Below are 15,076 nucleotides of genomic sequence, written 5' to 3' on the forward strand. Positions count from 1 at the left end.
TCGCGGTCGCTGGAGGTGTTGTAGTCGCCACCGAAGAAGTTGGTGTACGACAGGCTGGCGGTGTAGGTGTTCAGGTAGTCGGCGTCGACGCCGACGCTGATCGCCTTGCGGCCTTCCTCGAAGTTGCCGCCCGGGCCGGGCGAGAAGCCGTCGACGTCCTGCGACCAGGCCAGGTTCGGCTTCAGGTTCACCCCGGCGAACACGCTGTTGTAGTCCCAGATGGCGCGCATCCGGTAACCCCAGGAGTCGGCGGTGGTGAAGCCATCGCTGTCGCAGTAACGGCTGACGTTCTTGCCGTTGGCGCCGACGGTGCCAGCGTTGATGGTCGCGCAGGTGTTGTTCGGCAGCGCACCCGGGCCGTAGATGGGGTCGCGGCCGTAGCGCACGTCGCTGGTGCTTTCCAGGCCGCCGACGTGGGTCCAGCCGATTTCGCCCACCAGGGTCAGGCGTTCGGCGCCCATGACCTGGTCGAGGAAGTGGGTGAAGGTGGTCTGCAGCTGGGTGATTTCCTTGCGCTCGTAGCCGGCCAGGGTCTTGCCCGGGATCGACGCGGGATCGCCGCCCAGCGGCGAGAAGTTGGAGAAGCCGGCGAACGCCGGGTTGATCCCCGCCAGGCCGCGCACGCCACCGTAGAGCAGGTCGGTGGTGTTGATCTGCACCGGGGCGTTGGGCCGGTAGCTGATCTCGCCCTGCCAGGCGGTGCCGGTGGGCAGCGTGGTGGAGAAGCTCAGGCCGTAGAGGTGGATGTCCTCCGGGTACTCCATGAAGTAGCTGCTGCCGCCGGCGACGTTGGCGATGGCCACGCCCTGGCGCGCCCCGGCCGGCACCTGCGGTACGCCGCCGGCGAGCACCTGGGCCGAGCGCAGGTAGGTGGCGCGGTCGGCGGCGCTGACGCTGAGGATCGGCAGACGCGAGTGGTAGTTCATGTAGTAGGCGCCGAATTCGGTATCCAGCGCGTCGGACATGAAGTGCAGCGCCATGCCGTACTGGCCGCCGTCACGGGCGTCCTTGTCGCCGGAACGCGGCACGATCACGCCTTCCCGGGTGGTCTGGTAGCCGAAGCTCGGGCCGAACGGCGCCAGGGCCGGGGTCAGCACCGCCAGGTTGTTGCTGCAGCCGTCGGCCACCACGTCGGGCTGGGAGAAGAAGGTGCCGCAGTTGTCGACCACCGTCTGGTCCCACTCCAGCTGGTAGAAGGCGTCGGCGGAAAGGGCGTCGGTGATGTTCTGCGAGACGTAGAACATGTTCACCGGGATCAGGCCTTCCTTGATCTCGGCGCCGGGACGGCGGAACGCCGAGACGTCGACCGGGTTGATGGCGTTGATGCCGCCCTGGATGAAGGTGCTCTCACCCCAGCTGACCACCTGCTTGCCCAGGCGCACGCTGCCCGGCAGGTCGCCGATGTTGTAGTTGTGGTAGATGAAGGCGTCGAGCATCTCGGCGCCGGAGGACTTGGCGCCTTCCTTGCGGTTGTCGTCGCTGATGTCCTTGAACGGACGGCTCTCGTCCTGGAGCTCGAAGTCGTACCAGTACTTGCCGCGCAGGAAGATGCCGGTGTCCTGGTATTTCAGCTCCAGGTCGTGGATGCCCTTGAAGATCTTCGAGAAGGTCTCGCCGCGCTTGAAGTTCAGGTGCGAGTCGTCGGAGGTCTGCGACAGGCCGCGACCGCCGTTGTTGCCGCCGATCAGGTCCTTGTCCGGCTCGCTCATCGACCAGCTGGCGCCCACCGAGAGGCTGGAGTCGAACTGCCCTTCGATCTCGCCGATGTTGAAGGTGACGGCCTGGGCGTGCCCGGCCATGCCGACGGCGATCGCCGCGGCCAATGCCTGCAGCTGGAACCCGGCGCGCTTTCTCGTTGTGCTCATGCGGCTTTCCCCTTTCTGGGTGTTTTTGTTGGCCGCAGAAGCTAAACAGCCGCACGGGGGCGTCGAAAGCAACCTAGTAGTGATTCGAAATTCATACCTTCGCCCGCGCCCCTCGCCAGCGCGGTTTTTCCTCCCCCTTGCCCCCCATTCGGGGGACATTCGCGGTGCCGGCGGGTTGATAGCGTGGCGTCCGGGTAGCCAATGCCCTCCGGCGCACCCGCGCCCCATCCAGCACATCGAGGAAAGTAATATGTCGCCAATAAGATCCTGGCTCCGCGCCGGGGCTTTCTCTCTCACTGCACTCTCCGCCGCAGCGGCCATGGCCGCCGTGCCGGCCGACGAGGCCGCGCAACTGGGCAAGACCCTGACCCCCATGGGCGCGGTGAAGGCCGGCAATGCCGACGGCAGCATCCCCGCCTGGACCGGCGGCCTGGCCAAGGACGCGGCACCGGTGGACGCCAACGGTTTCCTCAGCGACCCCTTCGCCAGCGACAAGCCGCTGTTCACCATCACCAAGGACAACTACACCAAGTACCAGGACAAGCTCACTCCCGGTCAGGTCGAGATGTTCAAGCGCTACGGCGCCAGTTACGTGATGCCGGTGTACCAGAGCCGCCGCAGCGCCGCCCTGCCGGATTCGGTGTACGCCGCCGCCCTGCGCAACGCCACCCACACCACCCTGGTGACCGGCGGCAACGGCCTGGCCGACTTCGACACCGCCGTGCCCTTCCCGATTCCGAAGGACGGCCTGGAGGTGATCTGGAACCACATCACCCGCTACCGTGGCGGCAGCTTCAGCCGGCAGATCGTCCAGGCCACCCCGACGGCCGACGGCACCCCGAGCCTGGTGACCTTCGAGGACCACTTCACCTTCCGCACCAACCTCAAGGACTACAACCCGAACGAGAACAAGAACCTGCTGTTCTGCTTCACCCAGCAGGTGGTGCAGCCGGCGCGCCTGTCGGGCAACGTGCTGCTGGTGCGCGAGCCCATCGACCAGGTGGCCGAGCCGCGCCAGGCGTGGATGTACAACGCCGGCCAGCGCCGCGTGCGCCGCGCCCCGCAGGTGGCCTATGACGGCCCCGGCCAGGCCACCGACGGCCTGCGCACCTCGGACAACTACGACCTGTACAACGGCGCCCCGGACCGTTACGACTGGAAGCTGATCGGCAAGAAAGAGATCTACATCCCCTACAACAGCTATCGCCTGGCCTCGACCAAGCTGAAGTACGCCGACATCCTCAAGCCCGGCCACATCGACCAGAACCTGGCGCGCTACGAGCTGCACCGCGTGTGGGAAGTGGAAGCGACCCTGAAGCCGGGCCAGCGCCACATCTATGCCAAGCGCCACTTCTTCATCGACGAGGACACCTGGCAAGCCGCCGAGATCGACCACTACGATGGCCGCGGCATGCTCTGGCGCGTCGCCGAGGCCCACGCCATGCAGTTCTACAACCACCAGGTGCCGCTGTACACCATGGAGACCCTGTACGACCTGCAGTCCGGCCGTTACCTGGCGCTGGGCATGACCAACGAGGAGAAGCACTTCTACAACTTCGACTACCAGGCCTCCAACGCCGACTACCTGCCGGCCGCCCTGCGCAACATGGGCGTGCGCTGATAGCGAGCGGTTCCGCGTGAACGGAAAGGCCACCTTCGGGTGGCCTTTTTCATGCCCGGCGCAAGGCCCTGCCGCTCTTGTAGGAGCGGATTTATCCGCGATTGAGGCGCGGCGGACCGGTTCCTCGCGGACGGAGTCCGCTCCTACAGGAGGAGCAGCGTCGTAGGATGGTGTTGAGCGAAGCGATACCCATCCTGCGAAAGCACTTCCGAGCAGCCGGTGGCGCCGCTGCCCGGTCAATGGCGGATAACCGCGAACGGTGATTCGCCCTACGCTGGCGTTGGCGCAAGCCACGCTCCGGCAGGAGCGGATCATCCGCGATGGATCCGCGTCCGGCGAATGCCGGAGCCCAGTGCCTCCCGTAGGGTGCATAACGCCTACGGCGTTATCCGCCGCGGCCCGTGGTGCAACGGCAGATTCGAGGTGAGCCCCGCCCTCTCCCACCACAAACAAAAAAGCCCGGCATATGCCGGGCTTCTCACCATACGAAACGCCTGTGTCGTTACTGCGCCAGATACCCCCCGTCGATCACCAGGTCGGCCCCGGTCATGTAGCTGGAGTCGTCGCTGGCGAGGAACAGCGCGCCCTTGGCGATTTCCCCGGTGGCCGCCAGGCGGCCCATGGGGATGCGCTGCTCCAGGTAGCCCTGGAACTGCTGCGCCAGGCCTTCGCCGAGGGTTTCCAGGCCGCCGCTGATCATCGCCGTGGCGGCGTAGCCGGGGCACAGGTTGTTGATGCGGATGGCGTAGCCCTTGCGCGCGCAGTGCGCCGCCGCCGAGCGGGTGAACAGGCGCACCCCGCCCTTGCTGGCGTTGTACGACGGCACCATGGGCTCGCCGATGAAGCCTTCGATGGAGGCGACGTTGACGATCGAGCCGCCGCGCCCCTTCATCGCCGCGATGGCTTGCTGGGTGCCGATGAACACCGCGTCGAGGTTCACCGCGTTGACCCTGCGCCACTGCGCCAGGTTCAGGCTTTCCACATCGCCGATCAGGGCGATGCCGGCGTTGTTGACCAGCACGTCGAGGCCGCCCCAGCGCTGCTGGAGGTTGTCCAGCACGTGCCGCCACTGCTCCTCGTCGGTGACATCGTGGGCCTGGAACCAGGCGTCCAGGCCCTCCTGGCGCAGGCGCCGGGCCTGTTCCTCGCCGCGTGCGGCGTCGATGTCGCTGAGCAGCACGCGGGCGCCCTCGCGCAGGAAGGTTTCGGCGATCGCCAGGCCGATGCCGCTGGCGGCGCCGGTGACCAGGCAGGTCTTGTCTTGCAGGCGGTTCATGGTCTCGCTCCGTATCAGGGGTTCAGGCTGGCGCGCATGGCGGCGGTGAAGGGTTCGACGTAGCCGGGGAACAGCTCTTCCAGCGGGGTGCCGCGGAACTCCGGCAGGTGCAGGCCGTTCCAGTTGGCCCACAGCGGCATGCCCGGCGGGCACTGGGTGGCCGCCACGCCGATGGCCATCACGGTTTTCAGCGGCCCCGGCGCCTGCGCGGCGTAGGCCGCCTGCCACTGCTCGGCGCCCAGGTACTGGCGCTCGACCGGGCGGCCGAGTACACGCTCGCGGGCCTGCAACAGTTCGTTCCAGCTGCAGTAGGCGGTGGCCGCCACCGGGCACACGGCGTTGCGCGAGGCCGGGTGGGCCAGCACGTGGGGGATGATGCGGCCCACGTCGCGGCCGCTGGACCAGGCCATGGGCGCATTGCCGTCGCCCATCACCGCCACCGGTTCGAGCATGTAGTACTCGATCCACAAGCCGGCCGGGATGATGGTGTAGTCCAGCCCGGCCAGTTCGATCACCCGGCGGATGAAGGCCTTCTGCCGGGCCATGGCGCGGTGCTCGGTGTCGCTCGGCCAGAACTGCTCCCACTCGTAGATGAAGCCGAACTCCGAGGGCACGAAGCGCTCCACGCCGGCCTCGCGCGCCGCGAAAATCAGCGCGTACTGGCTTTCCGTGGCGGCGTAGGGGGCGCACGACACCAGGTAGTCGGTGCCGCGCAGCGCCGGGATCAGCGCCGCGTGGGAGGCCACGTCGGTTTCGATCAGGCGCACGCCGCGCTCGCGCCAGCTGGCGTAGAGCGCCTGTTTCTCGGTGTCGGCGCGAGCGCCGAGGGTCGAGCGGTCGCGGTCCTGGCCCTGGCGCAGCAACACCTGCACGTCGAACAGGCCCTGGGCGAGCATTTCCTCGACGCAGGCGCTGCCGGCCACGCCGGTGGCGCCATAGACGGTCACGGTCTTTTTCATTGCATGGCTCCTTGGGCGCCGGACTGCCCGGCGTTGCGCAGCAACACCAGGAACGCCGCCGCGTAGAACAGGTCGCCGGCGGACAACGCCAGCAGCGGCCAGCCGATATGGCCGGCGATGAAGTGCCAGAACACCACGCCGACCACCGCCAGCTTGGCCCAGGCGCCCCACTGGGCGAACGGGCGGTACTGGCGGAAGTCGTCGGCCAGGCGCCAGTAGCCGACGCCGAAGGCGATCACCAGCACCCCGAACAGGTCGACGAAGACCTTGTCCGAAGGCGCCACCGGCTCGAGGCCGAGCAGGCGCTCGACCAGGGGCATGGCGAGGATCAGCGCGCCGGCGACCGTCCAGTTGAACAGCGCCGCGCTGCGCAGGAACCCACGTTGACTCAGCATGCGGGCTCCTCCTCAGCAGGCCGACGCGCCGCCGTCCAGCACCAGTTCGGCGCCGGTCATCCAGCCCGAGGCCGGCCCGGCGAGGAACAGCACCGCCGAGGCGACGTCGTGGGGCTGGCCGTAGCCCAGCGGGTGCAGGGAGGCGACGTAGGCGTCGGCGCTGGCCTCGTCCGGCGCCAGGCCGACGCGAACCAGGTTGTTCACCACGTTGGCGCCCAGGCCGGTCTTGATGATCGCCGGGTGCAACGAGTTGATCCGCACGCCGTAGCCGAGGCGCGCCGATTCGATGGCCGCCGCCTTGGTCAGCAGGCGCACCGCGCCCTTGGAGGTGCAGTAGGCGGTCAGGCTGGGCATGCCCACCAGGCCGGCCACCGAGGACAGGTTGATGATTGAGCCGCCGCGCCCGCTGGCGCCGCCCGGGCGCATGGCGCGCAGGGCATGCTTGACGCCCAGGAAGACGCCGTCGACGTTGATCGCCATGGTCCGCTGGAAGTCTTCCAGCTCGCACTCGGCGACCAGCGCCGCGCTTTCGATGCCGGCGTTGTTGACCAGGATGTCGAGGCCGCCGAAGCGATCGAGGGTGGTTTGGATGGCGGTCTGCCAGTCGGCCTCGCGGGTCACGTCATGGCGCACGAAGGCGGCGCGCTCGCCGTGGGCCTCGGCCAGGCGCCGCGCGGTGGCGGCCCCTTCGGCGTCGAGCAGGTCGCTGAGCATCACGCTGGCGCCGGCCTGCAGCAGGGCTTCGGCGACTTCGGAGCCGAGGCCGCGGGCGGCGCCGCTGACCAGGGCGACCTTGCCGTCCAGGCGCAGTTGTTCCAGGTACTGGGTCATGGACGAATCCTCAGTTGGGCAGCGCGCTGCAGAAGCCGCGTTCGTGGAAGCGCTGGATCAGCTCGCGGTGGCCGAAGGCCTTGGCCGGCGACTGGAAGCCGGCGGCCTTGAGCTGGCCGGCGAGCAGGCGCTGGGCGCCTTCTGCACAGATGTCGCCGGTCCAGGTGTAGGCGGCGGACAGGTTCATCACGTAGCTGCTGGTCACGCGGCGGCCCTGGCCGTGCACCACGATCACGCCGCGCTGCACGTCGAGCGAGTCCTTCGGCGGCTCGCCGCTGTCCATCTGGTCGCCCATGCGGTTGGTCCATTGCTCACGCTCGGCCTGGCTCAGGCCGGGGGCGGCGGCGTTGAACGCGCGGATGGCCTGCAGCACCGGCTCGATCAGGTGCTCGCCCATGGCGGTCAGCACCTTGCAGTTGAGCACGCGCGGGTCGTCCTTGAACCAGATCGGCTCGCAGGCGCCGCCCCACGGGTGGGCGCTGAGCTGGGCGTTGCGGTACGGCAGCGAGACCTTGTAGGCCACGTCGTTGGGCCAGGCCTTGAGCTGGTTCTGTTCCAGGTAGAACTGCGAGACGTCGTTGCAGACCATGCGCAGGAACGACTTGGTGGAGGCTTCGGACGGCAGGCCGTTGTCGATCTGGTAGCAGATGTCCAGGCTGTCCACCTCGGGGTTCTCCAGCACCACCTCGGCGGCCATGGAGCCGGCGGCCCACATGAAGGAGTTGGCCGGGCACAGCAGCAGGTCCTTGGCGGCGAAGGCGGCGCCGTATTTCTCGCCGATGGCGGCGGTCCAGTCCTGCTCGCCGGTGGTGTCCAGGTAATGGCAGCCGGCTTCCAGGGCTGCCTCCACCACCGGCCAGGCGATCTGCATGAAGGGGCCGGCGACGTTGATCACCACGTCCACCTGCTGGAACAGCGGCAGCAACGCTTCGACGTTGTTATCGGCGGTGACGATCTGCGCGTCCACCGGCGCGTCGTGGCGTTCTTCCACGACCTTGAGCGCGGCCTCCAGGCGCGAGCGGGTGCGCCCGGCCATGTAGAAGGGGATGTCGCGCTGGGCCAGGGCCTCGGCCACCAGTTTGCCGGTGTAGCCACTGGCGCCGTAGATCAGGACTTTGCGTGCTTCGGTCATTGCGGGTTTCCTCTTGTTGTGGGGGGCTCAACGGGCTTCGCGGTGCACGTTGGCGGGGTCTTGCGCGAAGGCTTCCAGCAGGAAGCGCTCCTGGGGTTTTTCCGAGGCGGTCTTGGGAATCTGCTCCAGCACCTGCAGGTAGCTGGGCACGAAGTTGGCTTCCAGGCGCGCGCGGCAGGCGCGGAACACGCCTTGCGGGTCGAAGCCCTCGCGGCGCTTGGGCACCACCGCCGCCACCACGTCCTTCTCACCGGGCACGCCGTTGCTGGCGGGAATGCCGTAGACGTAGACGTCGTCCACCTCCGGGCAGTCGGCGATGGCCTTTTCGATGAAGGCACCGTTGATGAAGTCGCCGTTGCGGCGAATGCCGCTGCCCTTGCGGTACTGGAAGTACAGCCAGCCGCCGGCGTCGGCGACCACCACGTCGCCCATGTGCAGCCAGCCATCGGCGCATTTCTTCGCCGAAGCCTCGGGGTTGCCGAAGTACTCGACGCGGAACGCGCTGCCGTCGGCCGGCTGGAACAGCAGCTCGCCCGGCTGGCCCGGCGCGCAGTCGGCGTCGTTTTCATCGACGATGCGATGGCGCAGGCTGGGCACCGGCTTGCCGATGCTGCCCAGCGGGCCGAGGCCCATGGGGTTGACGGTCAGGCCGCCCTCGGCGGCGCCGTAGAACTCCAGGATCTGCACGCCGAAGCGCTCGGCGAAGTCGGTCCAGATGGCCGCCGGCATGCCCGCCGAGATCACGAAGCGCACCGGGTTGTCGGCGTCGTCCGGGCGCCGTGGTTCGGCATAGATGGCGGTGGTCATGCCGCCCAGCAGGGTGAAGCTGGTGCAGCCGAAGCGCCGGCAGATGTTCCACAGCCGCGACTTGCTGAAACGCCGCGAGAGCACGCAGCGCAGGCCCAGGGCCAGGGACGCGCCGAGGGTCACCAGCTGCGCGTTGGCGTGGGTCAGCGACAGCCCGGAGTACGGCCGGTCGTCGCCGCGGTAGCCGAAGATGCGGTCGGTGAGCAGCGCCGTCTCGCAGTAGCGCTTGTGGGTCATGACGATGCCCTTGGGATCGCCGGTGGTGCCCGAGGTGAAGATCAGCTGCATCGGCGCGTCGTCGCCGGGCAGGTTCAGCGGGTGTTCCCCGCCCTCCCCGGCCAGCAGGTCGGCGTAGGCCTGCACGCCGTCGCGCGGAGCGAAATCCGCCGCGCCTTCGCCGCTGTCGAGCACCGCCACCACCCGCAGCAACGGCAGGCGCTCGCGCACCGCCAGCAGGTTGGCCAGGGCGTAGTCCGCCGCGATCACCGCGCGGCAGCGGGCGTTGTCGAGGAAGAACGCCAGCTTGTCGCCACGGGCGCGCGGGTCGATGGGCACGAACACGGTGCCGGTGATCGCCGCCGCCAGCATGGCGTCGACGAACTCGGCGTGGTTGGCCATCAGCAGCGCGAAGCAGTCGCCCGGGCGAAGGCCCAGGCGAGTCAGGCCCCAGGCCAGGGCGTGGCCGTTGTCCCAGAGCTGGCGGTAGCTGCGGGTCTGCAAGGGGAAGTCGGCGCCGTTCTCCACGGTCAGCACGTCCAGGTCCGGTGTGCGCCGCACGCGCTCGCCGATCAGGCCGGCGAAGTTCAGCTCGCTCATCGCAGGTCCTCCCGCAGCAGCAGGCTGACCACGGTGACCGCCGCGTCCAGGCCGATGGCGCCGCCGCCGTTGTGCGCCAGGCCGACGCGCGCGCCCTGCACCTGGCGCTGGCCGGAACGACCCTGGAGCTGCTCGGTGAGTTCGACGATCTGCGCGCAGCCGCTGGCGCCCACCGGATGGCCCTTGCGCAGCAGGCCGCCGGAGGTGTTCACCGGGATGCGCCCGCCGATGCCGGTGTCGCCGTTTTCCAGCAACGCCACGCCTTCGCCGCGCGGGCACAGGCCGAGGTATTCGTAGGCCATGAGCTCCGAGGGGGCCGAGGCGTCGTGCAGCTCCACGCAGGACAGCTCGTCCGGGCCGATGCCGGCCGCCTCGTAGGCCTGCTGCGCGGCCAGGGCGCCGACGCTGTCGTCGGGGTGCTCGAAGTCCCAGCCGGTGACCAGCGCCGAGGCCGCCACCCGCACCGGGTTGCGCAAGCCCAGCTCGCGCGCCTTGCGCTCGCTGACCAGCACCACCGCCGCCGCGCCATCGCCGATCGGCGAGCACATCGGCAGGGTCAGCGGGTCGACGATCGGCCGCGCGGCCAGCACCTGTTCCACGCTCAGGCGCTCGCGGAACTGGGCGCGCGCGTTGAGGCTGCCATGCCAGGAGTTCTTCGCCGCCACCAGGGCGAAATGCCGGGCGCTGGCGCCGTAACGCTTCATGTACTTCTTCGCCATCATGGCGTAGATGTCCATGAACACCGAGCGGGTGCTGCCGGCGCCCGCGGCGTCGAAGGGTTCGTCGGCCGCGGCCGCGAGTTTCTTCACCACGTTCACCGCGCCGTCCGGGTCTTCCACGTCCACCGCGCTGGAGAAGGCGCCGAGGCTGCGCGCCTTGTCTTCATGGAAGAGCTTCTCGTAGCCACAGGCCAGGACGATGTCGTAGTAGCCGGCGCTGACCATCGCGCAGGCCTGCTGGAAGGCGGTGGAGGACGAGGCGCAGGCGTTCTCCACGTTGACCACCGGGATGCGCCCGATGCCCAGCTCGCGCAGCGCCACTTCGCCACGGATCATTTCCTGGCCGGTGATGACCCCGGCCGCGGCGTTGCCCATCCACGCCGCCTGCAGTTGGCGGGCGTCGATGCCGGCGTCGGCCAGGGCGAGCCGGATGGCGTCGCCGGCCAGGCGCTTGAGCGGCGTGCCGAGGTACTTGCCGAAGGGCAGCATGCCCACCCCGGCTACATAAGCGTTCATTTTCATGCGGGTCACTCAGAGGCGGGAGATCAGGGTGCCGCCCTTGATGGCGAGCATTTCGTTGCAGCCGTCCTCGATCATCGAGGCGCGCGCGTCGCGCAGCAGCTTCTCCACCGGGTACTCGCGGGTGACGCCGTTGCCGCCGAACATCTGGATGGCTTGCGAGGCGACGTCGAAGGCGGTCTGGGTGACGGTGATCTTCGACGCGATGGAGCCCTGCAGCGCCGGCTGCGGCGCCACTTCGTTGAACAGCAGCACGCGGCGCGACAAGGCCCGCGCGGCCTCGACACGGGCGAACATGTGGAACAGGCGCTGGCGCACGCTCTGGTGCTGGATGATCGGCACCCCGCCCTGCTTGCGCTCGTGGGCGTATTCGTAGGCGTGCTCGTAGGCGGCGCGGGCGGCGCCGGTCCAGATGGCGCCCATCAGCGCGTTGGCCTCGGCCAGCACGCCCTGTTCGGCGCGCAGGTAATCCTCGGGGGTGGCCACCAGGTGGTCCAGCGGCAGGCTGACGTTGTCGAAGAACAGCTCGCCCTGGGGCAGCGCGCGCTGGCCCATCTTGTCCAGTGGCGTGCCGCGGCTGACGCCGGGCAGGTCCAGGGGCACCAGCAGCACGCAACGCTTGTCCTCGCCGGAGCCGTCGTCGTAGCCGCAGAAGAGTATGCACACCTGGGCGATGGGACCGTTGGAGACCCAGGCCGACTTCTGCCCGTTGACGATCAGGCGGTCGTTCTCGATGCGCGCGCTGCAATTCAGCCGGCCATGGCGGGCGCCGGGGTGGCGGGCGTGGCCGCTGCTGTCGAGCATGTCCGAGCCGTGATCCGGCTCGGTGATGCCCCAGCAGCCGATCGGCTTGTCGGCGTAGCGCTTGAGCAGGTCGCCGCGGCCCATCAGGTGCAGGACGATGGCCGGCACCATGGAGGCGCCGAGCACCACCGCCAGGCCGCCATCACCGTAGCCCAGCTCCTCGAAGATCAGCGCTTTCAGGCGGGCGCGCTCGGCGGGCGGCAGCTGCAGCAGGTCGTCAAGGTTGATGCCGAGCTTGGCGAACTCGCCGAACACCTGCCACAGCGGCGAAGTCGCGGCCACCACGTCGGTCGGGCGCAGCAGGTCCAGTTGCTGGCCGATGGGGCGCAGCACCTTGTTGGCGAAGCGCCTGGCGCCAAGCTGCATGGCCTGTTCGATTTCGTTGAGGTCGGCGTCGAGGCCCGTCGGTTCAAGCTCGACTCTTGCGGCGTACCCGGTCATTCTTGTTCTCCACGAGGTGGTTTCCGCGCTGCAGCCAGTCGCTGTCGCATCGGTACGCCCCGGATACTATTCACGGGCAGAAGTGCTATTGACCCCCCCGATGGGGGATGCCCCCGCGAGCCGAACAGAACAACAACGAATGCTTTCTCCACTGCTTTCCACCAAGCTCCTGCCGCCACGCAGAGGGCGCGGCAACCTGCCACGGCCGCGCCTGGAGCAACTCATAGAGCGCATCGTCGAAACCACGGTGACGGTGCTGCGCGCCCCGCCCGGTTTCGGCAAGAGCACCCTGGCCGGCGCCTGGGCCGAGGCCGCGCAGGCACGCGGCGGCAAGGTCGCCTGGCTGAACCTGGACGAAACCGACGACAACGCCGAGCGCCTGCTGCTCTACGTCGCCGCGGCCATCCAGCGCGGCCTGGGCGGCAACGACAACCTGCTGGCGGAGTTCTCGCTGCTGCCGGCGGAGCACCTGGGCACGCTGCTGCTGAACGACCTGGAGCGGCGCAGCGAGCAGTGCTTCCTGTTCATCGACGACTACCACTGCGTGCCCTCGGCGGTGCTCGTCGCCGCTTTCGACAACCTGGTGCGCTTCGCCCCGGACAACCTGCACCTGGTGTTCTGCGGCCGCGGCGACCTGCCCACCTCGCTGCTGGCGCACCTGTACGCCGACGCCTGCCTGGAGGTGGACGCCGCGCAGCTGCGTTTCGACCTGGACGAAACCCGCGACCTGATGCTACGCGCCGGCGATTCCACCCTCGACACCGCCGAGCTGATCGAGCTGCACAGCGCCACCGCCGGCTGGATCGCCGCGCTGCGCGCCAGCCTGCTGGCCCTGCGCCAGCGCCCCTCGGGCGGCACGCGCATGGCCAACAGCATCAGCGGCCTGATGGACGAATTGCTCGAACGCCTGCCCGCCGAGCTGGCCGAACAACTGCCGCGCCTGGCGGCCATCGACAAGTTCAACAACACCCTGGCCGAGGCCCTGACCGGCGCGGCCAACGGCGCGGCGCTGATCGACGAACTGGAACGCCGCCAGCTGTTCCTCATCACCCTCGACGAACGCGCCCAGTGGTTCAGCTTCCACCCGCTGTTCCGCGAGCACCTGCGCCGCCGGCTGCCAGGCGCCGAGCTGCAGGCCACCCTGGCACGAACCGCGCACTGGTACGCCGGGCAGCAACTGTGGATGGACGCGGTGCGCACCGCGCTGGCCTGCGGCGACACCGACAGCGCCCAGGGCTGGATCGCCCACTGCGCCATGGAGATGGTCGAGCGCGGCGACTTCGTGATCCTCCTCGACTGGCAGCGCCAGTTGCACGACCGCCTGCTGGAATCGCCGGTGCAGCTCAAGCTGGCCCTGGGCTGGGCCGCCGGCCTGGCGATGCACTGCGAACAGGCGCGGCAGTTGCTGGCCGAGGTCCGCCAGGCCCTGCCGGGAATCGCCGAGAGCGAGCCGCTGGAGTGGGAATGCCGGGCGCTGGAAGCCACGGTGCTGGCCCTGGAGGATCGCGGCGAGGACGGCGGCGAGCTGGCCAGCGCCTGCTTCCCGCACCTCAAGGACCGCCCGTGGATCAGCAACACCCTGCTCAACGTGCTGTGCTTCAGCCACCTGCGCGGCTGCCGCTGGCAGGAGTTCTACACCCTGCCGGCGATGGCCCGCACACCGCTGGAGCCCAGCCGCTACCAGTTCAACCAGGTCTACCGGCTGTGCCTGATGGGCTACAGCGAGGCCTTGCAGGGGCGTTTCTCCCAGGCCACGGCGATCCTCGAGGAAGCCTTGCGGATGACCACACCGCTGCACTCTGACAGTGGCGTGCGCCGGCACCCGGTGCTGCGCGCCCTGCCCTCCGGCTTCCTCGCCTCCATCCGCTACCTGCAGGGCAACCTGGGCGAGGCCGAACGGCTGAGCATGGAAAGCATCGAGACGGTGAAGATCACCGGCTTCCTCGACTGCGCCGGGGTGCTGCTGGTGACCACCAGTCGGCTGAGCAGCGGCCATGCGAGCCCCCAGGGCGCGCGCTACTTCCTCGAAGAAGGCGACCGCCTGGCGCACACCCGCGCCTGGCCGCGCCTGCAGGCGCAACTGCTGCTGGAACGCACGCGGGTCAGCCTGCTGGAGCACAAGCCCCATGAGGCGGCCGCCTGCGCCAACCAGCTGGAAGCGCTGACCGGCGACCACGGGCCCGCCGACCCCGGACGCATTTCCGAATACGCCTGCCTGGCGAGCCTGGCGGCGCTCTGGTGCGAAGCCTGCGGCCTGTCCCGCAGCGCCGATGTGGAGCGCGCCGAAGACCTGCGCCAGCAGGCCCGGCAGCTCAACCTGCGGCTGATGCAACTGCGCCTGGGCACCAGCCTGGCGCTGGTGCACTGGCGCCGCCGCGCCAGCGACAAGGCGCTGGACTACCTGCTGGAGGTGGCCGAGTTGCTGGAGCACTGCAACGCCCCGCAACTGCTGCTCGACCTGCCGCCGCAGGAAGGCCTGCAGCAGCTCATCGCCTACGCCATCCGCCAGCCAGGGCCGAGCCAGGCGCTCAAGTCGCGCCTGCAGCGCCTGCTGCTCGCCGAAAGCGACGGCACCAACGGACAGAACGCCGCGCGCCTGATGATCACCCTGACCAGCAAGGAGCGCAGCGTCCTCGAACTGGTGGCCCAGGGCAAATCCAACAAGGAAATGGCCAAGCTGCTGGGAGTGACCCCGGAAACCATCAAGAGCCACATGAAGCACATCTTCAGCAAGCTCGAGGTGGACAGCCGCGCCCAGGCCGCCGTCGCGGCGAAGGCCTGCGGGTTGATCTGAAGCCCCACGCCCATCGCGGACGGAATCCGCTCCTGCGCTGATGTCGAGCCGATGAGGCACTGGGTTATTCCCCTTCGGGCCAGCGCAAGCGCTGTTC

General features: G+C 68.9%; 11 protein-coding genes. 2 read left to right on the top strand and 9 right to left on the bottom strand.

Annotated elements, in window-relative coordinates:
* A partial coding sequence (locus P3W75_RS27730) for a DUF1302 domain-containing protein (RefSeq protein ID WP_276230524.1) occupies positions 1-1,865 on the bottom strand: 1,865 nt, incomplete at its 3' end.
* A gap of 250 nt (positions 1,866-2,115) precedes the next feature.
* Here P3W75_RS27730 and P3W75_RS27735 point away from each other — a divergent pair.
* Positions 2,116-3,486, top strand: a complete 1,371-nt coding sequence (locus P3W75_RS27735; protein ID WP_276230525.1) for a DUF1329 domain-containing protein — start codon at positions 2,116-2,118, stop codon at positions 3,484-3,486.
* 502 nt (positions 3,487-3,988) lie between these two features.
* On the opposite strand, the gene P3W75_RS27740 is transcribed toward P3W75_RS27735, so the two are convergent.
* Genes P3W75_RS27740 through P3W75_RS27775 form a run of 8 tightly spaced genes read right to left on the bottom strand, consistent with a single transcriptional unit; the run spans position 3,989 to position 12,185 of the window.
* Positions 3,989-4,762: a glucose 1-dehydrogenase gene (locus P3W75_RS27740; protein ID WP_276230526.1), complete on the bottom strand. Its 774-nt coding sequence runs from the start codon at positions 4,760-4,762 to the stop codon at positions 3,989-3,991.
* 14 nt (positions 4,763-4,776) lie between these two features.
* A complete protein-coding gene (locus P3W75_RS27745) occupies positions 4,777-5,721 on the bottom strand; it encodes an NmrA family NAD(P)-binding protein (RefSeq protein WP_276230527.1) in 945 nt (314 codons plus the stop codon).
* Positions 5,718-6,116, bottom strand: coding sequence for a hypothetical protein (locus P3W75_RS27750; protein ID WP_276230528.1), 399 nt, complete (start codon positions 6,114-6,116; stop codon positions 5,718-5,720). Before P3W75_RS27750 ends, P3W75_RS27745 begins: the two co-directional genes overlap by 4 nt.
* Before the next feature lie 12 nt (positions 6,117-6,128).
* Entirely contained in the window at positions 6,129-6,947 is an 819-nt protein-coding gene (locus P3W75_RS27755; protein WP_276230529.1) for a glucose 1-dehydrogenase, read from the bottom strand.
* Positions 6,948-6,957: 10 nt separating this feature from the next.
* Positions 6,958-8,079 (bottom strand): saccharopine dehydrogenase family protein, encoded by a 1,122-nt coding sequence (locus tag P3W75_RS27760; RefSeq protein ID WP_276230530.1) that lies wholly within the window; start codon positions 8,077-8,079, stop codon positions 6,958-6,960.
* A gap of 27 nt (positions 8,080-8,106) precedes the next feature.
* A complete protein-coding gene (locus tag P3W75_RS27765) occupies positions 8,107-9,702 on the bottom strand; it encodes an AMP-binding protein (protein WP_276230531.1) in 1,596 nt (531 codons plus the stop codon).
* Positions 9,699-10,943, bottom strand: coding sequence for a thiolase family protein (locus tag P3W75_RS27770; protein ID WP_276230532.1), 1,245 nt, complete (start codon positions 10,941-10,943; stop codon positions 9,699-9,701). Before P3W75_RS27770 ends, P3W75_RS27765 begins: the two co-directional genes overlap by 4 nt.
* A gap of 9 nt (positions 10,944-10,952) precedes the next feature.
* Positions 10,953-12,185 (bottom strand): acyl-CoA dehydrogenase family protein, encoded by a 1,233-nt coding sequence (locus P3W75_RS27775; protein ID WP_276230533.1) that lies wholly within the window; start codon positions 12,183-12,185, stop codon positions 10,953-10,955.
* A 139-nt stretch (positions 12,186-12,324) separates the two neighbouring features.
* On the opposite strand from P3W75_RS27775, the gene P3W75_RS27780 reads away from it, so the two are divergent.
* A complete protein-coding gene (locus P3W75_RS27780; protein WP_276230534.1) occupies positions 12,325-14,979 on the top strand; it encodes a LuxR C-terminal-related transcriptional regulator in 2,655 nt (884 codons plus the stop codon).
* Positions 14,980-15,076 lie beyond the last annotated feature (97 nt).

The sequence above is a fragment of the Pseudomonas citronellolis genome, from assembly GCF_029335315.1.
GTDB classification, from domain to species: Bacteria; Pseudomonadota; Gammaproteobacteria; order Pseudomonadales; family Pseudomonadaceae; genus Pseudomonas; species Pseudomonas citronellolis_A.